Raw genomic sequence first — 24,354 nt, forward strand, 5'->3', positions numbered from 1 at the left:
CAGAGGTTCAGGAGCTAGAGAGAAGCCCATGAGTCGTTCCGCACATCCCGCCGGGCCCCGGCACGCCGACGTCCTTCCCGAAGGGCGCTCCGTAGCAAGCGCAGCCCCGCCCGCCGACCCCAACGCCCTCGACCCCAAGGTGTGGGCCCAGACCGTCGCCCGGAACGCGGACGGTGTCGTCACCGTCGGCGGCGTTGACGTCAACGCGCTCGCCGCCCAGGTCGGCACGCCGGCCTACGTCCTCGACGAGGCCGACTTCCGGGCCCGGGCGCGCGCCTGGCGCACCGCCTTCGGGCACGACGCCGACGTCTTCTACGCCGGCAAGGCCTTCCTCTCCCGCGCCGTCGTGCGCTGGCTGGACGAGGAAGGGCTCAACCTGGACGTGTGCTCGGGAGGCGAGCTCGCCACCGCGCTGTCCGCGGGGCTCTCCCCGGACCGCATCGCCTTCCACGGGAACAACAAGACGCCGGCCGAGATCCGCCGGGCCGTCGAGGCCGGGGTCGGGCGGATCGTGCTCGACTCCTTCCAGGAGATCGTGCGCGTCGCCCACATCGCCCGCGAGCTGGACAAGCGCCAGCGCGTGCAGATCCGCGTCACCGTCGGCGTCGAGGCGCACACCCACGAGTTCATCGCCACCGCCCACGAGGACCAGAAGTTCGGCATCCCGCTGGCCGGCGGGCAGGCCGCCGAGGCCGTGCGGCGGGCGCTCCAGCTCGACTCGCTGGACGTCATCGGCATCCACTCCCACATCGGGTCGCAGATCTTCGACATGTCCGGGTTCGAGGTCGCCGCCCACCGGGTGGTGGGGCTGCTCAAGGACATCCGTGACGAGCACGGCGTCGAGCTGCCCGAGATCGACCTCGGCGGCGGGCTCGGCATCGCGTACACCAGCGAGGACGACCCCCGCGAGCCGCACGAGATCGCCAAGGCGCTCACCGAGATCGTCACCCGGGAGTGCGAGTCCGCCCGGCTGCGCACGCCGCGCATCTCCGTCGAGCCGGGACGCGCCATCGCCGGCCCCACCACCTTCACGCTGTACGAGGTCGGCACCGTCAAGCCGCTGGAAGGACTGCGGACGTACGTCTCCGTCGACGGCGGCATGTCCGACAACATCCGTACCGCGCTGTACGACGCCGAGTACAGCGTCGCCCTGGCCTCCCGTACGAGCGACGCCGAGCCGATGCTCGTCCGCGTCGTCGGCAAGCACTGCGAGAGCGGCGACATCGTGGTCAAGGACGCGTTCCTGCCGGCCGACCTCGCGCCCGGTGACCTCATCGCCGTCCCCGCCACCGGCGCCTACTGCCGTTCCATGGCCAGCAACTACAACCACGCGCTGCGGCCGCCGGTCGTCGCCGTGCGCGACGGCGAGGCGCGGGTCATCGTGCGCCGCGAGAGCGAGGAGGACCTGCTGCGGCTCGACGTCGGCTGAACCCCTCGTCAACCGCTCCACGGCGGAAGGCGGAAGATCTTCCGCCTTCCGCCGTCGCGACAATGAAATGCATGTCTCACAATCCGGACCAAGGGCAGGAATTCCGGTCCGGTGCGTGAGACTGGTGGGACCTGGACGGTATGAGGAAACGAGGTCGGATGATGCGTACGCGTCCGCTGAAAGTGGCGCTGCTGGGCTGTGGGGTAGTCGGCTCAGAGGTGGCGCGCATCATGACGACGCACGCGGAGGACCTCGCCGCCCGGATCGGCGCCCCCCTCGAACTCGCCGGAGTCGCCGTCCGCCGGCCCGCCAAGGTCCGCGAGGGCATCGACCCCGCCCTGGTCACCACCGACGCCACCGCCCTCGTCAAACGCGGCGACATCGACGTCGTGGTGGAGGTCATCGGGGGGATCGAGCCCGCCCGCACCCTCATCACCACCGCGTTCGAGCACGGCGCCTCCGTCGTCTCCGCCAACAAGGCGCTCCTCGCCCAGGACGGCGCCGCGCTGCACGCCGCCGCCACCGAGCACGGCCGGGACCTCTACTACGAGGCCGCCGTCGCCGGCGCCATCCCGCTGATCCGGCCGCTGCGCGAGTCCCTCGCCGGCGACAAGGTCGACCGCGTCCTCGGCATCGTCAACGGCACCACCAACTTCATCCTCGACAAGATGGACTCCACCGGCGCCGGCTACCAGGAGGCCCTGGACGAGGCCACCGCGCTCGGGTACGCCGAGGCCGACCCGACCGCCGACGTCGAGGGCTTCGACGCCGCCGCCAAGGCCGCCATCCTCGCCGGGATCGCCTTCCACACCCGCGTGCGCCTGGACGACGTCTACCGCGAGGGCATGACCGAGGTCACCGCCGCCGACTTCGCCTCCGCCAAGGAGATGGGCTGCACCATCAAGCTGCTCGCCATCTGCGAGCGGGCGGCCGACGGCGGCTCGGTCACCGCGCGCGTGCACCCCGCGATGATCCCGCTCAGCCATCCGCTGGCCTCCGTGCGCGGCGCCTACAACGCCGTCTTCGTCGAGTCCGAGGCCGCCGGGCAGCTGATGTTCTACGGCCCCGGCGCGGGCGGCGCGCCCACCGCCTCCGCGGTCCTCGGCGACCTGGTCGCCGTCTGCCGCAACCGGCTGCACGGCACCACCGGGCCCGGCGAGTCCGCGTACACCCGGCTGCCGGTCTCGCCGATGGGCGAGGTGGTCACGCGGTACCACATCAGCCTGGACGTCGCCGACAAACCGGGCGTCCTCGCCCAGGTGGCCACCGTGTTCGCCGAGCACGGCGTCTCGATCGACACCGTCCGCCAGCAGAGCCGGCCGGACGGGGACGGCGAGGCCTCCCTCGTCGTCGTCACCCATCGCGCGTCCGACGCCGCCCTCACCGGCGTCGTCGAGGCGCTGCGCAGCCTCGACACCGTGCGGGGCGTCGCCAGCATCATGCGGGTTGAAGGAGAGTAACCAGCAATGACCCACCAGTGGCGCGGAATCATCGAGGAGTACCGGGACCGGCTGCCGGTCTCCGACACCACCGAGGTCGTCACGCTCCGCGAGGGCGGCACGCCGCTCGTACCCGCGCAGGTGCTCTCCGAGCGCACGGGCTGCGAGGTCCACCTGAAGGTGGAGGGCGCCAACCCGACCGGTTCCTTCAAGGACCGCGGCATGACGATGGCCATCACGCGGGCCAAGGAGGAGGGCGCCAAGGCAGTCATCTGTGCCTCCACGGGCAACACCTCCGCCTCCGCCGCCGCCTACGCCGTACGCGCCGGGATGGTCTCCGCGGTGCTCGTGCCGCAGGGCAAGATCGCACTCGGCAAGATGGGCCAGGCCCTCGTCCACGGCGCCAAGATCCTCCAGGTCGACGGCAACTTCGACGACTGTCTGACGCTCGCGCGCTCGCTCTCCGACAACTACCCGGTGGCGCTGGTCAATTCGGTCAACCCGGTACGGATCGAGGGTCAGAAGACCGCCGCCTTCGAGATCGTGGACATGCTGGGCGACGCCCCGGACATCCACGTCCTGCCGGTCGGCAACGCGGGCAACATCACGGCCTACTGGAAGGGCTACACCGAGTACGCCGCCGACGGCGTGGCCTCCCGCACGCCCCGCATGTGGGGCTTCCAGGCCTCCGGCTCGGCGCCGATCGTGCGCGGCGAGGTCGTCAAGGACCCGTCGACGATCGCCACCGCCATCCGCATCGGCAACCCGGCGTCCTGGCAGTACGCGCTGGCCGCGCGGGACGAGTCGGGCGGCGCCATCGACGAGGTGACGGACCGCGAGATCCTGCGCGCCTACCGGCTGTTGGCGGCGCAGGAGGGCGTCTTCGTGGAGCCGGCCTCGGCCGCTTCGGTCGCCGGTCTGCTGAAGGCGGCCGAGCAGGGCAAGGTCGACCCGGGCCAGCGGATCGTCTGCACGGTGACCGGCAACGGGCTCAAGGACCCCGACTGGGCGGTCGCCGGAGCGCCGCAGCCGGTCACCGTGCCGGTCGACGCGGCGACGGCGGCGGAGCGGCTCGGGCTCGCGTAAGGGGGAGTCGTACGGCGGGACCGCCCGCACCCCCCGCCGTCGTGGTCGCGACGGTGCGGGGGTGCACGGCGGAGGAGGCGACACGCATCGTGCGCCTCCCGTGCGCCCTATGTCGCCACTGAACCCACCTTCGATAGGCTGTACTGAACCCGCCCGCCGCATATGCCGCGGTGTCGCGCCCTTCGCGCGACCCCACGCGGCCGGTTCCGGTGCCCGCCAGGCGCCTGCCGGGTCGCTCCGCGGCCGTACGCGGCCGATGGGTCCCCGTACGTATTGCCCGTACGTACCGAAACCTCCACATCCGCAGCAGACATCCCGCAGCACAGGTCCCGCATTCGAATGCCGGTCGCGCGCCTCCCCCGCGTCGAACGCCATTCGACAGTCCCGCAGTTCAAGGAGAGTCATCGAGCGATGGCCGGTCCAGCGTTCCGCGCCGCCGCCGTCCGGGTGCGCGTCCCCGCCACCAGTGCCAACCTCGGCCCGGGCTTCGACGCCCTCGGCCTCGCGCTGGGGCTCTACGACGACGTGGTCGTCCGGGTGGCCGACTCAGGGCTGCACATCGACATCGCGGGGGAGGGCAGCGAGACCCTGCCCCGCGACGAGAGCCATCTTCTCGTCCGCGCCCTGCGCACCGCCTTCGACGTGCTGGGCGGACAGCCCCGCGGCCTGGAGATCGTGTGCGCCAACCGCATCCCGCACGGCCGCGGCCTCGGCTCCTCCTCCGCCGCCATCTGCGCCGGCATCGTCGCCGCGCGGGCGGTGACCATAGGCGGCGAGGCCAGGCTCGACGACACCGCGCTGCTCGAGCTGGCCACCGAGATCGAGGGCCACCCCGACAACGTCGCCGCCTGTCTGCTCGGCGGTTTCACGCTCTCCTGGATGGACGCCGGCGCCGCCCGGGCCATCAGGACCGAACCGGCCGATTCCATCGTTCCGGTGGTTTTCGTGCCCGGAAAACCGGTACTGACCGAGACCGCGCGCGGACTGCTCCCGCGCACCGTCCCGCACGTCGACGCCGCCGCCAACGCGGGCCGCGCCGCCCTGCTCGTCGAGGCGCTGACCCGGCGCCCCGAACTGCTGCTGCCCGCCACCGAGGACCGCCTCCACCAGGAGTACCGCGCCCCGGCCATGCCGGAGAGCGCCGCGCTGGTGGAGCGGCTGCGCGGGGACGGCGTCCCGGCGGTCATCTCCGGCGCCGGACCCACCGTGCTGGCCCTCGCCGACGCGGCGAGCGCCGACAAGGTCGCCGATCTGGCGGGCCCCGGCTGGGCCGCCAACCGGCTGGAACTCGACGGCACCGGGGCGAGCGTGCTGCCGCTCGCCGCCCCCGGTGCGGAGGCCGGACCCGGGGCCGGTACCGAGGCCGGTGCCGGGCGATAACCACCCACAGCGTCCGGTTGCCGGATTTCGAGAGGGGGAATGTTTGTTGGATCCGGTAGTGTTAACCTCAAGTCTGCACCCGACCCCGCCATGGCGAGGTGCTTCGTGTCCCCGTCCGGGACAGACATTCTTCCGGGAGCCTCCCAAGCCGCACCGTGTTCCGTACGACGTATGCGGGCAGTACGCCGTACGGCAACGCTGAGCTGCTTGCCGGGCACGCTCCGGAACCGGCGTGAGCCAGCCGCGTGACACCGACACCACGTGCCACCGCTCAGGCAAGCGCCATCACCAGCAATCTCCTCCGCCGCGTTGGCGGACCACCGCCCCGGCACGATCCGACAGCATCGGACCGAAGCCGGACAGCACAACCGGTCGCCGAGCCAGACAGGCCGACGTCCGCTCCAGGGAAGGACCCTTCGTGAGCGACACCACCGATCTGATGGGCGCACGTGTCGAGGACACCGCTGCCGCGCCCGCCACGGACGCCTCCGCGCCTGCCACCGGTGCCGGCTCCCGGCGGCGCCGTGGCACCGGCCTCGAGGGCATGGTGCTGGCCGAGCTGCAGCAGGTCGCCTCGGGCCTCGGCATCAGGGGCACCGCGCGGATGCGCAAGAGCCAGCTGATCGAGGTCATCAAGGAGGCGCAGGCCGCCGGGGGAGCCCCCGCCAAGGCCACCGCGCCCGCCGTCGCGGACGCCGCGGGCGAGACCAAGCCGAAGCGCCGGGCCACCTCCCGTACGCGTACCGGCGACGAGGCCGCGCCCGTCGCCAAGAAGGCCGAGCAGCCCGCCGAGCAGGCCGCCTCCCAGCAGCAGATCGACATCCCCGGCCAGCCGGCGGGTGGCGAGGCCCCCGCCGAGCGCCGCCGGCGCCGTGCGACCGCCGAGGCCGGCAGCCCCGAGACGGCCGCCGCCGAGGCCCGCACCGAGCCCAAGGCCGAGACCCCCGCCCCGCAGCAGAACCAGGGCCAGCAGAACCAGGGCCAGGGCGGCGAGGGCCGGGGCGGCGACGGCGACCAGGGCGGCGACGGCCGTCAGGGCCGGCAGAGCCGCCGCGAGCGCGGCCGTGACCGCGGTGACCGGGACCGTGACCGCGGCGACCGGGGTGACCGCGGCGACCGCGACCGCGGTGACCGCCGGAACAAGGGCGACGACCAGAACAACCAGCAGCGCGGCCAGCAGAACAACCAGCAGCGCGGTGGTGGCGGCCAGCAGGACGACGGCTACGACGACGACGGAGGCGGCCGCCGCGGCCGTCGCGGCCGGTACCGGGACCGCAGGGGCCGGCGCGGGCGCGACGACGTGCAGGAGCCGCAGATCAACGAGGACGACGTCCTGATCCCCGTCGCGGGCATCCTGGACATCCTCGACAACTACGCCTTCATCCGCACCTCCGGCTACCTGCCCGGCCCGAACGACGTCTACGTCTCCCTGGCCCAGGTCCGCAAGAACGGCCTGCGCAAGGGCGACCACGTCACCGGCGCGGTCCGCCAGCCCAAGGAGGGCGAGCGCCGCGAGAAGTTCAACGCGCTGGTCCGCCTGGACTCCGTCAACGGCATGGCGCCCGAACACGGCCGCGGCCGCCCGGAGTTCAACAAGCTCACCCCGCTGTACCCGCAGGACCGCCTCCGCCTGGAGACGGACCCCGGTGTGCTGACGACCCGGATCATCGACCTGGTCTCGCCCATCGGCAAGGGCCAGCGCGGTCTGATCGTGGCCCCGCCGAAGACCGGCAAGACCATGATCATGCAGGCGGTCGCCAACGCGATCACGCACAACAACCCCGAGTGCCACCTGATGGTCGTCCTGGTCGACGAGCGTCCGGAAGAGGTCACCGACATGCAGCGGTCGGTCAAGGGCGAGGTCATCTCCTCGACCTTCGACCGCCCGGCCGAGGACCACACCACGGTCGCCGAGCTCGCCATCGAGCGCGCCAAGCGCCTGGTGGAGCTGGGCCACGACGTCGTCGTGCTGCTCGACTCGATCACCCGTCTGGGCCGCGCGTACAACCTCGCCGCCCCGGCCTCCGGCCGCATCCTCTCCGGTGGTGTCGACTCGACCGCCCTGTACCCGCCGAAGCGCTTCTTCGGTGCGGCCCGCAACATCGAGGACGGCGGCTCGCTGACCATCCTCGCCACCGCCCTGGTGGACACCGGGTCCCGCATGGACGAGGTGATCTTCGAGGAGTTCAAGGGCACCGGCAACATGGAGCTCAAGCTCGACCGGAAGCTCGCCGACAAGCGCATCTTCCCCGCGGTGGACGTCGACGCGTCCGGCACCCGCAAGGAGGAGATCCTCCTCGGCAGCGACGAGCTGGCCATCACCTGGAAGCTGCGCCGGGTGCTGCACGCGCTCGACTCGCAGCAGGCGATCGAACTGCTCCTCGACAAGATGAAGCAGACCAAGTCGAACGCCGAGTTCCTGATGCAGATCCAGAAGACGACGCCGGCGCCGGGCAACGGCGACTGAGCGCAGACGCCCCGAAGACAAGAGGGGTGGACGGCCGTACGGCGGCCGTCCACCCCTCTTGTCGCGTGCCCGGGCCGGTGTTCGTGAGGTGACAAACCGCACACAGGGGGCACAACGGTGTGTGCAACCCTATGTCGGCTTTCGCCGTCTCCCCGAACGGAGTGACCATGGGGGGACGACCCGACGCGAACCGAGGAGCACATGCCCGCCGACACCACACCGGACGCCGTGACCCCGGACACCGGTCCCACGGGCCCCGAAGGCCCCGGGGGCTCCCGACGGGGCGGGAACAGAGGCCGCCGCCGCAAGCCGCTCAGCGCGCGGCGCAAGGCCCTGCGCGTCACGTCCTGGGTCGCCTTCGGCATCCTCGTCCTCGGCGGCACCGGCGTCGGCTACCTGTACCTCAAGCTCAACGGCAACATCCGCAGCATCGACCTCAACCAGGCGCTGGGCGGGCACCGCCCCTCCGACGTCGACAACGGCTCCGAGGACATCCTCGTCCTGGGCTCCGACACCCGTTCCGGCAGCAACAAGAAGCTGGGCGGCGGCAGCGACGACGGCACGGCACGCTCCGACACGGCGATGATCGTGCACGTGTACGAGGGCCACAGGAAGGCGAGCGTCGTCTCCATCCCGCGCGACACCCTCGTCGACCGTCCCGCGTGCACCGGCGCCGACGGCGGCGACCGTCCCGCCGCGTCCGGCGTGATGTTCAACTCCGCGTACTCCACCGGGGGCGCCGCCTGCGCCGTCAAGACCGTCGAGACGATGACCGGCATCCGGATGGACCACTTCCTCGAGGTCGACTTCGCGGGCTTCCAGAAGCTCATCGACGAACTCGGCGGGGTCGAGGTGACGACGACCAAGGCCATCGACGACCCCGACAGCCACCTCGACCTCCCCGCTGGCACGCACCGGCTCGACGGCGAGCAGGCGCTCGGGCTCGTCCGGACGCGGCACGGGGTGGGCGACGGGTCCGACCTCGGGCGGATCCAGCTCCAGCAGGCGTTCATGAAGGCGCTGGTCACCCAGGTGAGGCAGCTCGGGGTGCTGACGAGTCCGAAGAAGCTGTACGACCTCGCGGACACGGCGACGAAGGCGGTGACCACGGACTCCGACCTGGGGTCCGTGAAGGACCTGGTGTCCTTCGCCGGGGGCCTGAAGGGCATCGGCGCGGACCGGATGAACATGGTCACGATGCCGGTCCGCTACGACCCGGCGAACGGGAACCGGGTGCTTGTGGACGAGGCCAAGGCCTCGCAGGTCTGGACGGCGCTGAAGGGGGACAAGGCGATCCCCTCCGCCGCGACGGAAGGGACCGCCTCCGGCGAGGCGAAGGGGGTCGTGTCCGGGTCCTGACGGGATTTTCTCGCCCCCGCCGCCCCTACCCTTCCCATCCTTGACAAGGGGCTCCGCCCCTTGGACCCCGGAGAGCTCGGGTGGGTGGGGATGAGTGGGGGCTGCGGGTGGGTGGGGACTTCTCGCGCAGTTCCCCGCGCCCCTGAAAAGCAGGGGGCGCGCCCAGTCTTCTAGGGGCGCGGGGAACTGCGCGAGCAACCACGAACCCACCCGCACCCGGCAACGCACCCGGACCCCACCCCCAGTCGCCGGAATATCTGGCCGCAACCCCCCGTTTTGGGGGATGCGGCCAGTTGCTGGCAGACTGGCACGTCGGCTCCGGTTCACGCTCCGCATCCCGCGGCTGCGACCCGGCGCCCTCCCGAACCTAGGAGACACCTTGAAGCGCGACATCCACCCCGAGTACGTCGAGACGCAGGTCAGCTGCACCTGTGGCGCGTCGTTCACCACTCGCAGCACCATCGAGTCCGGCACCATCCGGGCCGAGGTCTGCTCCGAGTGCCACCCGTTCTACACGGGCAAGCAGAAGATCCTCGACACCGGTGGCCGCGTGGCCCGCTTCGAGGCCCGCTTCGGCAAGGCTGCCGCTGCCAAGAAGTAGCGAGCCCACAGCGCCGGTCCCCGGGTTCCCGCCGTCATGGTGGGGGCGCCGGGGCCGGCGCTTTGCGGTGCAGCCACTGTTCGTCATTTCACATGGGAGCCGGAGATGTTCGAGGCGGTCGAGGAACTCGTCGGTGAGCACGCCGACCTGGAGACGAAGCTCGCCGACCCTGCCGTGCACGCCGACCAGGCCAACGCGCGCAGGCTCAACAAGCGCTACGCCGAGCTGACCCCGATCGTCGCCACCTACCGTTCCTGGAAGCGGGCCGGCGACGACATCGGCACCGCCCGCGAGCTCGCCGCCGACGACCCCGACTTCGCCGCCGAGGTCAAGGAGCTGGAGCAGCAGCGCGAGGAGCTGACCGAGAAGCTGCGGCTGCTGCTCGTCCCGCGCGACCCCAGCGACGACAAGGACGTCATCCTCGAGATCAAGGCCGGCGCCGGCGGCGACGAGTCCGCCCTGTTCGCCGGGGACCTGCTGCGCATGTATCTGCGCTACGCCGAGCGCGTCGGCTGGAAGACCGAGATCATCGACGCCACCGAGTCCGAGCTCGGCGGCTACAAGGACGTCCAGGTCGCGGTGAAGGCCCGCGGGCAGATCGAGCCCGGGCAGGGCGTGTGGGCGCGGCTGAAGTACGAGGGCGGCGTGCACCGTGTGCAGCGCGTCCCGGCGACCGAGTCGCAGGGCCGTATCCACACCTCCGCCGCCGGTGTGCTCGTCACGCCCGAGGCGGAGGAGGTCGACGTCGAGATCAACCCGAACGACCTCCGGATCGACGTCTACCGGTCCTCCGGTCCCGGCGGGCAGTCGGTCAACACCACCGACTCCGCGGTCCGCATCACGCACCTCCCGACCGGTGTCGTCGCCTCCTGCCAGAACGAGAAGAGCCAGCTGCAGAACAAGGAGCAGGCGCTGCGTATCCTGCGCTCCAGGCTCCTCGCGGCGGCCCAGGAGGAGGCGGAGAAGGAGGCCGCGGACGCCCGCCGCAGCCAGGTCCGCACCGTCGACCGCTCCGAGAAGATCCGTACGTACAACTTCCCGGAGAACCGCATCTCGGACCACCGGGTCGGCTTCAAGGCGTACAACCTGGACCAGGTCCTGGACGGCGAGCTCGGCGCGGTCATCCAGGCCTGCGTCGACGCCGACTCGGCGGCCAAGCTCGCCGCCGCGTAGGGCGGGCCGCAGCGCAGGGACGTACGAACACAGTGACCGGAGGACGAGCGGTGCAGCCTAACCCCGGGGGGCGGACCCCCAGCCCCCGCAGCCTGCTGCTCGCCGAGGTGGCCCAGGCCACCCAGCGGCTCGCCGACGCCGGCGTGCCCTCGCCGCGCACCGACGCCGAGGAGCTCGCCGCGTTCGTGCACGGCGTCAAGCGGGGGCAGCTGCACACCGTCAAGGACGCCGACTTCGACGCCCGGTACTGGGAGGTCGTCGCCCGGCGCGAGGCCCGCGAACCGCTCCAGCACATCACCGGACGGGCCTTCTTCCGCTATCTGGAGCTCCAGGTCGGCCCCGGCGTCTTCGTGCCCCGCCCGGAGACCGAGTCCGTCGTCGGCTGGGCCATAGACGCCGTACGGGCCATGGACGTCGTCGAGCCGTGCATCGTCGACCTGTGCACCGGCTCCGGCGCCATCGCGCTCGCGCTGGCCCAGGAGGTCCCGCGCTCGCGCGTGTACGCCGTGGAGCTGAGCGAGGACGCCCACGAGTGGGCGCGCAAGAACATGGAGGGCTCCAGGGTCGAGCTGCGCCAGGGCAACGCACTGACCGCCTTCCCCGACCTCGACGGACAGGTCGACCTCGTCGTCTCCAACCCGCCGTACATCCCGCTCACCGAGTGGGAGTACGTCGCCCCCGAGGCCCGCGACCACGACCCCGACCTCGCCCTGTTCTCCGGCGAGGATGGCCTCGACCTCATCCGGGGCCTGGAACGCACCGCGCACCGGCTGCTGCGGCCCGGCGGGGTCGTCGTCGTCGAGCACGCCGACACGCAGGGCGGCCAGGTGCCGTGGATCTTCGCCGAGGAGAAGGGCTGGGCCGACGCGGCCGACCACCCCGACCTCAACAACCGGCCGCGGTTCGCGACCGCCCGCAAGGCGCTGCCGTGAACCGGCCCGCGCCCCTGACGACACCGATGCAGTACGCGTACGAGGAGGCCCCCTAGATGGCACGGCGATACGACACCAACGACGCCACCGACCGCGCGACCGGGCTGCGCGAGGCGGCCTCCGCCGTGCGCAGGGGCGAGCTCGTGGTGCTCCCGACCGACACCGTCTACGGCATCGGCGCCGACGCCTTCTCCGCGGAGGCCGTCGGCGACCTGCTGGAGGCCAAGGGGCGCGGCCGGAACATGCCCTCGCCCGTCCTCATCGGCTCCCCGAACACCCTGCACGGGCTCGTCACCGACTTCTCCGAGATGGCCTGGGAGCTCGTCGACGCGTTCTGGCCGGGCGCGCTCACGCTCGTCGCCAAGCACCAGCCGTCGTTGCAGTGGGACCTCGGCGAGACCCGGGGCACGGTCGCCGTGCGCATGCCGCTGCACCCCGTCGCCATCGAGCTGCTCACCGAGGTCGGCCCCATGGCCGTCTCCTCCGCCAACCTCACCGGGCACCCGGCGCCGGAGGACTGCGACGCCGCGCAGGAGATGCTCGGCGACTCCGTCTCCGTCTACCTCGACGGCGGGCCCACCCCCGGCAACGTGCCGTCCTCCATCGTCGACGTCACCGGCAAGGTGCCGGTACTGCTGCGCCAGGGCGCGCTCTCGGCGGAGGACCTGCGCAAGGTCGTACCCGACCTCGAGGTGGCGAATTGACGGCCCCTGAATCCCCCGAGCTCTCGGCTGCGCTCGAGCAGGGGGGACCCCCATGCGTGGCATAGGCAACGGCGACGGCACGTGGAGCCCGGTGTACGGCGCTCCCCGCGACACCTTCCGCATCCTCCACGTCAGCACCGGCAACGTGTGCCGCTCGCCGATCACCGAGCGGCTGACCCGGCACGCCCTGGCCGACCGGCTCGGCGATCCGCTGTGGGGCGGGCTCGTCGTGGAGAGCGCGGGCACGTGGGGGCACGAGGGGGCGCCCATGGAGGCCAACGCGGAGACCGTGCTGGCCGACTTCGGGGCGGACGCGTCGGGGTTCGTGGGGCGGGAGCTGCTCGACGAGCACGTCATCGAGGCCGACCTGGTGCTGACCGCGACCCGGGACCACCGGGCGCAGGTGATCTCCATGGGGCACTCGGCGGGATTGCGGACGTTCACGCTGAAGGAGTTCACGCGGCTGGTGAACGCGATCGACATGGCGACGCTGCCGCCGCTCGAGGACGGGGTGGTGGGCCGCGCCCGCGCGCTGGTCCGTGCGGCGGCGGCGCTCCGCGGCTGGCTGCTGGCGCCGACGGCGGAGGCGGACGAGGTGTACGACCCGTACGGGGCGCCCCTGCCGTTCTTCCGCTCCATCGGCGAAGAGATAAACGAGGCCCTGGACCCGGTCGTCACCGCCCTGACCGGAGTCCCCGCCCGCGCGTGAGCCGCCGGGCACGCGCAGGAGCCGCCGGGTACGCGTGGGGGCCGCGTCCCCCCCCGTGGTCGCGCCGTGGCAGGGCGCCCGGAGGCGGCGGCCCGGCCCCGGGCTTACCGTGGGAGCACGTCGCCGTCGCCCCCCGGAGTACCCCATGACGGTCGCACCCCCCGCACGCACCCTCCGCCGCCAGGACCCCCAGCTCGCCGACATCCTGCTCGGCGAGCTCACCCGGCAGTCCACCGGCCTCCAGCTCATCGCCGCCGAGAACTTCACCTCTCCCGCCGTGCTGGAAGCCCTCGGCTCGCCCCTCGCCAACAAGTACGCCGAGGGCTACCCCGCCGCCCGCCACCACGGCGGCTGCGAGATCGTCGACGCCGCCGAACGCCTCGCCGTGGACCGCGCCAAAACCCTCTTCGGCGCCGAGCACGCCAACGTGCAGCCGCACTCCGGTTCCTCCGCCGTCCTCGCTGCCTACGCGGCGCTCCTCCGCCCCGGCGACACCGTCCTCGCCATGGGCCTCCCCTTCGGCGGTCACCTCACCCACGGCTCGCCCGCCAACTTCTCCGGCCGCTGGTTCGACTTCGTCGGCTACGGCGTCGACGCCGACAGCGGCCTGATCGACTACGCCCAGGTCCGCGCCCTCGCGCACGCCCACCGCCCCAAGGCGATCGTCTGCGGCTCGATCTCCTACCCCCGCCACCTCGACTACGCAGCCTTCCGCGCCGTCGCCGACGAGGTGGGCGCCCACCTCATCGCCGACGCCGCCCACCCCATCGGCCTCGTCGCCGGGGGAGCGGCACCCAGCCCCGTGCCCTACGCCGACGTCGTCTGCGCCACCACCCACAAGGTGCTGCGCGGCCCCCGCGGCGGCATGCTGCTGTGCGGCGCCGACCTCGCCGAGCGCATCGACCGCGCCGTCTTCCCGTTCACCCAGGCCGGGGCCCAGATGAACGCCATCGCCGCGAAGGCCGTCGCGTTCGGCGAGGCGGCGACCCCCGCCTTCGCCGACTACGCCCACCAGGTCGTCGTCAACGCCCGCGCGCTCGCCGCCGCCCTGGCCGCCGAGGGGCTCACGGTCACCACCGGCGGCACCGACACCCACCTGCTCACCGTCGACCCCGCCCCGCTCGGGGTCGACGCCCGCACCGCCCGCGGCCGGCTCGCCGCCGCCGGCCTCGTCCTGGACACCTGCGCCCTGCCGTACGGCGACGCCCGCGGTCTGCGGCTCGGCACCGCCGCGGTGACCACGCAGGGGATGGGGGAGGCCGAGATGGGGCGGATCGGGCGGCTGTTCGGCGCCGCGCTCACGGAAAACGGCCTGGCCGGCGAGGGCGCGGAAAGCAGGCGCGTGCGCGACGCCGTCGTCGAGCTCACGGGGAGATATCCGCCCTATCCACCGCAACCGGCCCCGTAATCCGGCGGGAACCGGGTAGGCGCGGCCCGTGCACAGCCACACGTGCAACCATCGTCGCTACCCGTAAGTCCTCACCCATATGCACGACACAGCTAGGGTGTGGGGCTGAGGATGGCCAGCGAGACCTGTGGGGAAGCCCGTGCGTGAATACCTCCTGACGCTCTGCATCACGGCCGCGGTGACGTATCTGCTGACAGGACCGGTACGGAAGTTCGCGATCGTGGCCGGAGCCATGCCGGAGATCCGCGCCCGGGACGTGCACCGAGAACCCACCCCCCGCCTCGGCGGCATCGCGATGTTCTTCGGACTGTGCGCGGGACTGCTGGTCGCGGACCATCTGACCAACCTCAACGCGGTCTTCTCCAACTCCAACGAGCCGCGCGCCCTGCTCTCCGGAGCCGCGCTGATCTGGCTGATCGGCGTCCTCGACGACAAGTTCGAGATCGACGCGCTGATCAAGCTCGGCGGCCAGATGATCGCCGCCGGTGTGATGGTGGTCCAGGGTCTGACCATCCTGTGGCTGCCCATCCCGGGCGTCGGACTGTTCGCGCTCACCCAGTGGCAGGGCACGCTGCTCACGGTCGCGCTCGTCGTCATCACCATCAACGCGGTCAACTTCGTCGACGGCCTCGACGGTCTCGCCGCCGGCATGGTGTGCATCGCGTCCGCCGCGTTCTTCATGTACGCGTACCGCATCTGGTACGGCTACGGCCTGGAGGCGGCGGCCCCGGCGACCCTGTTCGCGGCCATCCTGATGGGCATGTGCCTGGGCTTCCTGCCGCACAACATGCATCCCGCGCGGATCTTCATGGGCGACTCGGGGTCGATGCTGATCGGGCTCGTGCTGGCGGCGGGTGCCATCTCCATCACCGGGCAGATCGACCCGGACGCGATGAACCTCTTCTCCGGTTCGGAGCGCAACACCGTGCACCAGACGGTGCCCGTCTACATCCCGCTGCTGCTGCCGCTGACGATCATCGCGGTGCCGGCGGCCGACCTGGTGCTGGCGATCGTGCGGCGCACCTGGCGGGGCCAGTCCCCGTTCGCGGCGGACCGGGGGCATCTGCACCACCGGCTCCTGGAGATCGGGCACTCGCACAGCCGGGCGGTGCTGATCATGTACTTCTGGTCGGCGCTGATCGCGTTCGGGGCGCTGGCATACTCGGTGAACTCGGCGTCGATGTGGATCGTGCTGGGGATCGTGGCGCTGAGCGCGGTGGGGCTCGTCCTGCTGTTGCTGCCGCGGTTCCGGCCGCGCGCCCCCAGGTGGGCCCAGCGGATCGTGCCGCCCCGCTACCGGCGGCGGAAGTACCTGGCCTCCGCGGAGTGCCCCGAGGAGACGGACGGCACGGCCGGGGCCGGGACCGAGCCGGACGTGGAGCCGCGCACGCCCGTCGCCGCCGGGGCGCACGGGGCCAGCGCGCTGGGGATCCGGGGCCGGCGGTGACCGTTCGCGCCGCCCTCGCGCCACCCCCGCACAACCTCCCCGTGACGGTCTCAAGGTAAGAATCTGACTAACGCGTTGCCAAGACGTGGGGGTGCGAAGCGGGGCAATACCAGACAAGTGGCCCCCGTAATCGCGCAGACGCGCAGGTTCACCCTCATGTGTGACACCTGGCACACCAACCAGGTAAAGACCTCATCAAATAGTTTGTGATACGGTTCACGAGAACCCAGGACAGAGCCGAGAGCCGTCAATCGACGGCCTCTCGTCGGCCTCTCCATCGAGAGGTTCGGCCTCGTCCCGGGACTACGCTCGTCCATGACGACACCTGCCCCCACCAGCAATGCGGAGTAGCCGCCATGCCGTCCAATGACGCCCGGAACCTGTTGCAGACCGCTGTGCCCACAGCGGCTGCCGGCGCGATCGCCGTCGCGGTCAGCGCCGGGGTCGCCGGCGGCAAGGGCGCCATCGGCGCCGCGGTCGGCGTGGTGCTCGCCATCCTCTTCATGGGAATCGGTCTGTACGTCCTGCAGTGGACGGCGAAATCGCTTCCGTACCTGTTCCAGGCCATGGGGTTGATGCTGTACGTCGCCCAACTCCTGCTGCTGATCATCTTCATGGGGCTCTTCAAGGACACGAGCCTGTTCAACCCCAGGGCCTTCGCCGCGGGACTCGTCGTGTCCACGCTCGTGTGGATGGCGGCGCAGGCCCGGGCGCACATGAAGGCGAAGATCTTCTACGTCGAACCCGACTCGGAGCGGAGCGACCGGCCCACGACCACAGGGTCGAGGCCGTGAGGGATAGGGCCGAGATAAAGCCGACCAGGAGACCCTGCTATCGTCCGGTGCCAACTGCGGCATCGCGGGCGCGGGCACAAGAGCTGACGCCTGCTCAATCGCGAGGCTCAATGCCCCTCAGCCGCCCCCACATCCGTAACACCAGTCCAGTGCCGACCCGCGGCCGCTCGCCGCGCCGACACAACGAGGTTGCCCTACCCATGCGCCACGCTGAAGGAGCCCGCGGTGAGTGCTGACCCGACGCAGGTGCTCGCCTTCGAGACCGACTGCCACATCTTCGACGGCTGTGGCTTCCCCGCTCCGGGCCTGCACTCGTTCCTGTTCGAGCCCCTGTGGGGCGACGCGGACAGCAACTTGTATTTCAACAAGACGATGCTGCTCGCGCTGCTCGGCTCGTTGGTCATCGTCGGGTTCTTCTGGGCCGCCTTCGCCCGGCCGAAGGTCGTACCGGGCAAGCTGCAGATGATCGCCGAGGCCGGCTACGACTTCGTCCGCCGCGGCATCGTCTACGAGACGATCGGCAAGCGCGAGGGCGAGAAGTACGTGCCCTTCATGGTCTCGCTGTTCTTCTTCGTCTGGATGATGAACCTCTGGTCCATCGTCCCGCTCGCCGCCTTCCCGGTGACGGCGATCATCTCGTACCCGCTGGTCCTCGCGGTGATCGTCTGGTTGACCTGGGTCATCCTGACCTTCAAGCGGCAGGGTTTCGTCGGCTTCTTCAAGAACGTCACGGGCTACGACCCCTCCATCGGTCCCGTGCTGCCGCTGTCGATGACCATCGAGTTCTTCTCGAACCTGTTCATCCGGCCGTTCACGCACGCCGTGCGGCTCTTCGCGAACATGTTCGCGGGCCACACCCTGCTGCTGCTCTTCACCATCGCCAGCTGGTACCTGCTGAACGGCATCGGCATCGCCTACGCCGGCGTCTCGTTCGTCATGGTCCTGGTGATGACGTTGTTCGAGCTCTTCATCCAGGCCGTCCAGGCGTACGTCTTCGTCCTCCTGGCCTGCAGCTACGTCCAGGGTGCGCTCGCCGAGCACCACTGAGCACCCCGGCTCCCACCCCCTCTCGTCCGGTGGCCAACCCCCACCGGTCCGCAAAGAAAAGGAAGAACTGGCATGTCCCAGACCCTTGCCGCTGTTTCCGGCTCGCTCGGCTCCATCGGTTACGGCCTCGCTGCCATTGGTCCCGGTGTCGGTATCGGCATCATCTTCGGCAACGGCACCCAGGCCCTGGCCCGTCAGCCCGAGGCCGCCGGTCTGATCCGCGCCAACCAGATCCTCGGCTTCGCCTTCTGTGAGGCCCTGGCGCTGATCGGTCTGGTCATGCCGTTCGTCTTCGGCAAGTGACCTGCTGATTCAGCCCAGCCGACTAGACGAAAGGCACTGATGTGAGCCCCCTGGTTCAGCTCGCGGCGGCGGAGGCGGAGAACCCCCTCGTCCCGCCGATCCCCGAGCTCGTCATCGGCCTGATCGCCTTCGTCATCGTCTTCGGCTTCCTCTTCAAGAAGCTCCTCCCGAACATCAACAAGGTTCTGGAAGAGCGTCGGGAAGCCATCGAGGGCGGTATCGAGAAGGCCGAGGCCGCGCAGACCGAGGCCCAGAGCGTCCTCGAGCAGTACAAGGCCCAGCTCGCCGAGGCCCGGCACGAGGCCGCGCGGCTCCGCCAGGAGGCGCAGGAGCAGGGTGCCGCGCTCATCGCCGAGATGCGCGCGGAGGGCCAGCGGCAGCGTGAGGAGATCATCGCCGCCGGTCACGCGCAGATCGAGGCGGACCGCAAGGCCGCCGCGCACACGCTGCGGCAGGACGTCGGCCGGCTCGCCACCGACCTCGCCGGCAAGCTCGTGGGCGAGTCCCTGGAGGACCACGCCCGGCAGAGCCGTGTGATCGACCGCTTCCTCGACGAGCTCGAGGACAAGGCCGACGCCCCGTCGAAGGCCGAGGCGGCTCGATGACCGCACACGGAGCGAGCCGTGAGGCGCTGGCCGCCGCACGCGAGCGCCTCGACGCGCTGACCGACTCGACGGCCGCCGACCCCGGCGCGCTCGCCGACGAGTTGGCCGCCGTCACGGCGCTGCTCGACCGCGAGGTCGGCCTGCGCCGGGTCCTCACCGACCCGGCGCAGCCCGCCGAGGCCAAGGCCCAGCTGGCCCAGCGGCTGCTGGCCGGCCAGGTCGGCGGCTCCGCGCTCGACCTCGTGTCCGGCACGGTGCGCTCCCGCTGGTCGCGCTCGCGCGACCTGGTGGACGTGCTGGAGGAGCTGGCGAACATCGCCGACCTCACCGCCGCGCAGCGGAACGGCACGCTGGACGAGGTGGAGGACGAGCTGTTCCGGTTCGCCCGGATCGTCGTCTCCAGCGCCGGACTGCGGTCCGCGCTCACCGACAGCGCCGCCCCGGCGTCGTCCAAGAGCGAGCTGCTGCACCGTCTGCTCGGCGGCCGGGCCAAGCCCGTCACCGAGCGTCTGGTGACGCGACTCGTCACCGCGCCCCGGGGACGTAGCCTGGAGTCGGGACTCGAGTCCCTGTCCAGGCTCGCCGCCGAGCGGCGGGACCGGATGGTCGCGGTCGTCACCTCGGCGGTGCCGTTGAGCGACCCGCAGAAGCAGCGCCTGGGCGCCGCCCTCGCGAAGCTCTACGGCCGCCCGATGCACCTCAACCTCGACGTCGACCCCGAGGTCGTCGGCGGGATCCGGGTGCAGGTCGGTGACGAGGTCATCAACGGGTCGATCGCGGACCGGCTCGAGGACGCCACCCGCCGCATGGCCGGCTGACCAGGCCGGCCGGCACCGCACACGACGTAGTAATACGGCCCGCGTTGGGCCGTGCAGAGGATTCACCTCGTTCATGGGGGGAGTCCGGAGTCTTGAGAATCCCCCCAAAGTGAAACTTCGGGCCCAACAAGGAGAGCAGGGAACCCAGATGGCGGAGCTCACGATCCGGCCGGAGGAGATCCGGGACGCACTGGAGAACTTCGTCCAGTCGTACCAGCCGGACGCGGCCTCGCGCGAGGAGGTCGGTACGGTCACCCTTGCCGGCGACGGCATCGCGAAGGTCGAGGGGCTGCCCTCGGCCATGGCCAACGAACTGCTGAAGTTCGAGGACGGCACCCTCGGTCTCGCCCTCAACCTCGAGGAGCGCGAGATCGGCTGCGTCGTCCTCGGCGAGTTCAACGGCATCGAGGAGGGCCAGCCGGTCACCCGCACCGGCGAGGTCCTGTCGGTCCCCGTGGGCGAGGGCTACCTCGGCCGCGTCGTCGACCCGCTCGGCAACCCGATCGACGGTCTCGGCGAGATCGAGACGTCCGGCCGCCGCGCCCTCGAACTGCAGGCCCCCACGGTCATGCAGCGCAAGTCGGTGCACGAGCCGATGGAGACCGGCTACAAGGCCGTCGACGCCATGACCCCGGTCGGCCGCGGCCAGCGTCAGCTGATCATCGGTGACCGCCAGACCGGCAAGACCGCCCTGGCCGTCGACACGATCATCAACCAGCGCGACAACTGGCGCTCGGGCGACCCGAAGAAGCAGGTCCGCTGCGTCTACGTCGCCATCGGCCAGAAGGGCTCGACGATCGCCTCCGTGCGGGGCGCCCTCGAGGAGTCCGGCGCGCTGGAGTACACGACCATCGTCGCCGCCCCGGCGTCCGACCCGGCCGGCTTCAAGTACCTGGCGCCGTACACCGGCTCGGCCATCGGCCAGCAGTGGATGTACGAGGGCAAGCACGTCCTCATCATCTTCGACGACCTCTCCAAGCAGGCCGACGCCTACCGCGCCGTCTCCCTGCTGCTGCGCCGTCCGCCGGGCCGCGAGGCCTACCCGGGCGACGTCTTCTACCTGCACTCCCGCCTGCTGGAGCGCTGCGCCAAGCTCTCCGACGACCTGGGCGCCGGTTCGATGACCGGTCTGCCGATCGTCGAGACCAAGGCCAACGACGTCTCGGCGTTCATCCCGACCAACGTCATCTCCATCACCGACGGCCAGTGCTTCCTGGAGTCGGACCTGTTCAACGCCGGTCAGCGCCCCGCGCTGAACGTCGGTATCTCCGTCTCCCGAGTCGGCGGCAGCGCGCAGCACAAGGCGATGAAGCAGGTCTCCGGCCGACTGCGCCTCGACCTCGCCCAGTACCGCGAGCTGGAGGCGTTCGCCGCCTTCGGTTCCGACCTGGACGCCGCGTCGAAGTCGCAGCTGGAGCGCGGTCAGCGGCTGGTGGAGCTGCTCAAGCAGCCCCAGTACCAGCCGATGCCGACCGAGGACCAGGTCGTCTCCGTCTGGGCCGGCACCACCGGCAAGATGGACGACGTGCCGGTCGCCGACATCCGCCGCTTCGAGAAGGAGCTCCTGGAGCACCTGCACCGCAAGGAGCAGGGCCTCATGACCTCCATCAAGGAGGGCGGCAAGATGTCCGACGACACCCTGCAGGCCGTCGGCGACGCCATCGCCGAGTTCAAGAAGCAGTTCGAGACCTCGGACGGCAAGCTCCTCGGCGAGGATGCCCCGGCCGCGGCCAAGTGACGTAAGGAAGGGACCTGACTCATGGGAGCCCAGCTCCGGGTCTACAAGCGTCGCATCCGATCCGTCACCGCGACCAAGAAGATCACCAAGGCGATGGAGATGATCGCCGCCTCGCGTGTCGTCAAGGCGCAGCGCAAGGTGGCGGCCTCCACGCCGTACGCGACCGAGCTCACCCGCGCGGTCACGGCGGTCGGCACCGGTTCGAACACCAAGCACCCGCTGACCACGCAGGCCGAGACGGTCACGCGGTCCGCGGTGTTGCTCCTGACCAGCGACCGCGGTCTGGCCGGCGCCTTCAACTCCAACGCCATCAAGGCCGCGGAGCAGCTCACCGAGCGCCTGGAGCGCGAGGGCAAGCAGGTCGACACGTACATCGTCGGCCGGCGTGGCCTCGCCCACTACAACTTCCGTGAGCGCAAGGTCGCGGAGTCGTGGGCCGGGTTCACCGACGAGCCGACGTACGCGGACGCCAAGAAGGTCGCGGCCCCGCTGATCGAGGCCATCGAGAAGGACACGGCGGACGGCGGCGTGGACGAACTCCACCTCGTCTTCACCGAGTTCGTCTCGATGATGACGCAGACGGCGCTCGACGCCCGGCTGCTGCCGCTCAGCCTCGACGAGGTGGCCACGGAGTCGACAGCGAAGGACGAGATTCTTCCGCTGTACGACTTCGAGCCGTCGGCGGAGGACGTCCTCGACGCCCTGCTGCCGCGCTACGTCGAGAGCCGGATCTACAACGCGCTGCTCCAGTCGGCCGCCTCCAAGCACGCCGCCACGCGGCGCGCGATGAAGTCGGCCACCGACAACGCCGGAGAGCTCATCGAGACGCTGTCCCGGCTTGCCAACGCGGCCCGCCAGGCCGAAATCACCCAGGAAATCAGCGAGATCGTCGGTGGCTCCGCAGCCCTGGCCGACGCGACCGCGGGGAAGTGACAGGTAATGACGACGACAGTTGAGACGGCCGTTGCCACGGGCCGCGTCGCCCGGGTCATCGGCCCGGTCGTCGACGTGGAGTTCCCCGTCGACGCCATGCCGGAGATCTACAACGCCCTTCACGTCGAGGTGGCCGACCCGGCCCAGGACGGCGCGAAGAAGACGCTGACCCTGGAGGTCGCCCAGCACCTGGGTGACGGCCTGGTCCGCACGATCTCGATGCAGCCCACCGACGGCCTGGTCCGCCAGGCCCCGGTCACCGACACCGGCACGGGCATCACCGTCCCGGTCGGCGACTTCACCAAGGGCAAGGTGTTCAACACCCTCGGCGAGGTGCTGAACGTCGACGAGAAGTACGAGGGCGAGCGCTGGTCGATCCACCGCAAGGCCCCGAACTTCGACGAGCTCGAGTCGAAGACCGAGATGTTCGAGACCGGCGTCAAGGTCATCGACCTGCTCACCCCGTACGTCAAGGGCGGCAAGATCGGTCTGTTCGGCGGTGCCGGCGTCGGCAAGACGGTGCTCATCCAGGAGATGATCTACCGCGTCGCCAACAACCACGACGGTGTCTCCGTGTTCGCCGGTGTCGGCGAGCGCACCCGTGAGGGCAACGACCTCATCGAGGAGATGGCCGACTCGGGCGTCATCGACAAGACCGCGCTGGTCTTCGGCCAGATGGACGAGCCCCCGGGCACCCGTCTGCGCGTCGCGCTGGCCGGCCTGACGATGGCCGAGTACTTCCGTGACGTCCAGAAGCAGGACGTGCTGTTCTTCATCGACAACATCTTCCGCTTCACCCAGGCCGGTTCCGAGGTCTCGACCCTGCTCGGCCGCATGCCCTCCGCGGTGGGCTACCAGCCGAACCTGGCCGACGAGATGGGCCTCCTCCAGGAGCGCATCACCTCGACCCGCGGTCACTCGATCACCTCGATGCAGGCGATCTACGTCCCCGCGGACGACCTGACCGACCCGGCCCCGGCCACCACGTTCGCCCACCTCGACGCGACGACGGTGCTCTCCCGTCCGATCTCGGAGAAGGGCATCTACCCGGCCGTGGACCCGCTGGACTCCACGTCCCGCATCCTGGACCCCCGCTACATCGCGGCGGACCACTACAACACCGCGATGCGCGTCAAGACGGTCCTGCAGAAGTACAAGGACCTCCAGGACATCATCGCGATCCTCGGTATCGACGAGCTCGGCGAGGAGGACAAGCTCACCGTCCACCGCGCCCGTCGGGTCGAGCGCTTCCTGTCCCAGAACACCCACGTCGCCAAGCAGTTCACCGGCGTCGACGGGTCGGACGTGCCGCTGGACGAGTCGATCGCCGCGTTCAACGCGATCATCGACGGCGAGTACGACCACTTCCCCGAGCAGGCGTTCTTCCTGTGCGGTGGAATCGAGGACCTGAAGAACAACGCGAAGGAGCTGGGCGTCTCCTGAGCCCGGTGCTCGCGGCGGAGGGGGCGGGGGTCGTCCCCGTCCCCTCCTCCACGCCCATTAGACTTGTAACCAACACCCGGCATCACCGCCGGGTGGTGACCCGAGGAGCCACCCTTGGCTGCTGAGCTGCACGTCGAGCTGGTCGCCGCCGACCGCCAGGTCTGGTCCGGCGAGGCCACCCTGGTCGTCGCGCGCACCACCTCCGGCGACATCGGCGTCATGCCCGGTCACCAGCCGCTGCTCGGTGTGCTGGAGTCGGGCCCCGTGACCATCCGTACGAGTGAAGGGGGAACGGTCGTCGCCGCGGTGCACGGCGGTTTCCTCTCCTTCGCGGACGACAAGCTGTCGCTGCTGGCCGAGATCGCCGAGCTGTCGGACGAGATCGACGTCCAGCGCGCGGAGCGGGCGCTCGAGCGCGCGAAGTCGGACGCGGACGCGTCCGCCGAGCGCCGCGCGGACGTCCGACTGCGTGCGGTGTCGGCACACTGACCGCCCCGCACATGCCCTGACACCCCTCAGCCGCGGCCGGTACCGGATTG

General features: G+C 70.8%; 22 protein-coding genes. All 22 read left to right on the top strand.

What is annotated here, in order from left to right; all coding sequences use genetic code 11:
* Window positions 1-28: 28 nt before the first annotated feature.
* Window positions 29-1,429 carry a diaminopimelate decarboxylase gene (gene lysA / locus OIE12_RS22735; RefSeq protein ID WP_329138180.1) on the top strand — a complete coding sequence of 467 codons (1,401 nt, stop codon included), beginning with the start codon at window positions 29-31 and terminating at the stop codon, window positions 1,427-1,429.
* A 158-nt stretch (window positions 1,430-1,587) separates the two neighbouring features.
* Window positions 1,588-2,889 carry a homoserine dehydrogenase gene (locus tag OIE12_RS22740; RefSeq protein ID WP_030380043.1) on the top strand — a complete coding sequence of 434 codons (1,302 nt, stop codon included), beginning with the start codon at window positions 1,588-1,590 and terminating at the stop codon, window positions 2,887-2,889.
* A 6-nt stretch (window positions 2,890-2,895) separates the two neighbouring features.
* Complete coding sequence (thrC, locus tag OIE12_RS22745) at window positions 2,896-3,954, top strand: threonine synthase (RefSeq protein WP_329138183.1); 1,059 nt, start codon at window positions 2,896-2,898, stop codon at window positions 3,952-3,954.
* A 411-nt stretch (window positions 3,955-4,365) separates the two neighbouring features.
* Complete coding sequence (gene thrB, locus OIE12_RS22750; protein WP_329138185.1) at window positions 4,366-5,334, top strand: homoserine kinase; 969 nt, start codon at window positions 4,366-4,368, stop codon at window positions 5,332-5,334.
* Window positions 5,335-5,752: 418 nt separating this feature from the next.
* Entirely contained in the window at window positions 5,753-7,801 is a 2,049-nt protein-coding gene (rho, locus tag OIE12_RS22755) for a transcription termination factor Rho (RefSeq protein ID WP_329138187.1), read from the top strand.
* Between the two features lie 201 nt (window positions 7,802-8,002).
* Window positions 8,003-9,160 carry an LCP family protein gene (locus OIE12_RS22760; RefSeq protein WP_329138189.1) on the top strand — a complete coding sequence of 386 codons (1,158 nt, stop codon included), beginning with the start codon at window positions 8,003-8,005 and terminating at the stop codon, window positions 9,158-9,160.
* Window positions 9,161-9,539: 379 nt separating this feature from the next.
* A complete protein-coding gene (gene rpmE, locus OIE12_RS22765) occupies window positions 9,540-9,761 on the top strand; it encodes a 50S ribosomal protein L31 (protein ID WP_028804216.1) in 222 nt (73 codons plus the stop codon).
* 105 nt (window positions 9,762-9,866) lie between these two features.
* Complete coding sequence (gene prfA / locus OIE12_RS22770) at window positions 9,867-10,934, top strand: peptide chain release factor 1 (RefSeq protein ID WP_329138191.1); 1,068 nt, start codon at window positions 9,867-9,869, stop codon at window positions 10,932-10,934.
* Window positions 10,935-11,026: 92 nt separating this feature from the next.
* Window positions 11,027-11,866 (top strand): peptide chain release factor N(5)-glutamine methyltransferase, encoded by an 840-nt coding sequence (prmC, locus tag OIE12_RS22775; RefSeq protein WP_030380036.1) that lies wholly within the window; start codon window positions 11,027-11,029, stop codon window positions 11,864-11,866.
* A 56-nt stretch (window positions 11,867-11,922) separates the two neighbouring features.
* Window positions 11,923-12,570, top strand: a complete 648-nt coding sequence (locus OIE12_RS22780) for an L-threonylcarbamoyladenylate synthase (RefSeq protein WP_329138193.1) — start codon at window positions 11,923-11,925, stop codon at window positions 12,568-12,570.
* Window positions 12,571-12,622: 52 nt separating this feature from the next.
* Window positions 12,623-13,279: an arsenate reductase/protein-tyrosine-phosphatase family protein gene (locus tag OIE12_RS22785; protein WP_329138195.1), complete on the top strand. Its 657-nt coding sequence runs from the start codon at window positions 12,623-12,625 to the stop codon at window positions 13,277-13,279.
* Between the two features lie 145 nt (window positions 13,280-13,424).
* Window positions 13,425-14,687 (top strand): serine hydroxymethyltransferase, encoded by a 1,263-nt coding sequence (gene glyA / locus OIE12_RS22790; protein WP_329138198.1) that lies wholly within the window; start codon window positions 13,425-13,427, stop codon window positions 14,685-14,687.
* A 139-nt stretch (window positions 14,688-14,826) separates the two neighbouring features.
* Complete coding sequence (locus OIE12_RS22795; RefSeq protein ID WP_329138200.1) at window positions 14,827-16,134, top strand: MraY family glycosyltransferase; 1,308 nt, start codon at window positions 14,827-14,829, stop codon at window positions 16,132-16,134.
* Between the two features lie 356 nt (window positions 16,135-16,490).
* Window positions 16,491-16,928: a hypothetical protein gene (locus OIE12_RS22800; RefSeq protein ID WP_329138202.1), complete on the top strand. Its 438-nt coding sequence runs from the start codon at window positions 16,491-16,493 to the stop codon at window positions 16,926-16,928.
* 225 nt (window positions 16,929-17,153) lie between these two features.
* Window positions 17,154-17,975: a F0F1 ATP synthase subunit A gene (gene atpB / locus OIE12_RS22805; protein WP_329138204.1), complete on the top strand. Its 822-nt coding sequence runs from the start codon at window positions 17,154-17,156 to the stop codon at window positions 17,973-17,975.
* 72 nt (window positions 17,976-18,047) lie between these two features.
* The gene (atpE, locus tag OIE12_RS22810) at window positions 18,048-18,278 is read left to right on the top strand and encodes an ATP synthase F0 subunit C (RefSeq protein ID WP_006142454.1); all 231 of its coding nucleotides are present in this window, start codon (window positions 18,048-18,050) and stop codon (window positions 18,276-18,278) included.
* A gap of 41 nt (window positions 18,279-18,319) precedes the next feature.
* Window positions 18,320-18,883 (top strand): F0F1 ATP synthase subunit B, encoded by a 564-nt coding sequence (locus tag OIE12_RS22815; RefSeq protein WP_329138205.1) that lies wholly within the window; start codon window positions 18,320-18,322, stop codon window positions 18,881-18,883.
* A complete protein-coding gene (locus OIE12_RS22820; protein ID WP_329138207.1) occupies window positions 18,880-19,701 on the top strand; it encodes a F0F1 ATP synthase subunit delta in 822 nt (273 codons plus the stop codon). Before OIE12_RS22815 ends, OIE12_RS22820 begins: the two co-directional genes overlap by 4 nt.
* 148 nt (window positions 19,702-19,849) lie before the next feature.
* Window positions 19,850-21,439 (top strand): F0F1 ATP synthase subunit alpha, encoded by a 1,590-nt coding sequence (gene atpA / locus OIE12_RS22825; protein WP_030380027.1) that lies wholly within the window; start codon window positions 19,850-19,852, stop codon window positions 21,437-21,439.
* Window positions 21,440-21,460: 21 nt separating this feature from the next.
* Window positions 21,461-22,372, top strand: coding sequence for a F0F1 ATP synthase subunit gamma (locus OIE12_RS22830; protein WP_329138210.1), 912 nt, complete (start codon window positions 21,461-21,463; stop codon window positions 22,370-22,372).
* A 6-nt stretch (window positions 22,373-22,378) separates the two neighbouring features.
* Window positions 22,379-23,815 (top strand): F0F1 ATP synthase subunit beta, encoded by a 1,437-nt coding sequence (gene atpD, locus OIE12_RS22835; RefSeq protein WP_329138213.1) that lies wholly within the window; start codon window positions 22,379-22,381, stop codon window positions 23,813-23,815.
* A gap of 114 nt (window positions 23,816-23,929) precedes the next feature.
* Window positions 23,930-24,304 carry a F0F1 ATP synthase subunit epsilon gene (locus tag OIE12_RS22840; RefSeq protein ID WP_030380024.1) on the top strand — a complete coding sequence of 125 codons (375 nt, stop codon included), beginning with the start codon at window positions 23,930-23,932 and terminating at the stop codon, window positions 24,302-24,304.
* Window positions 24,305-24,354 lie beyond the last annotated feature (50 nt).

It is taken from the genome of Streptomyces sp. NBC_00670, from assembly GCF_036226765.1.
GTDB lineage: Bacteria > Actinomycetota > Actinomycetes > Streptomycetales > Streptomycetaceae > Streptomyces.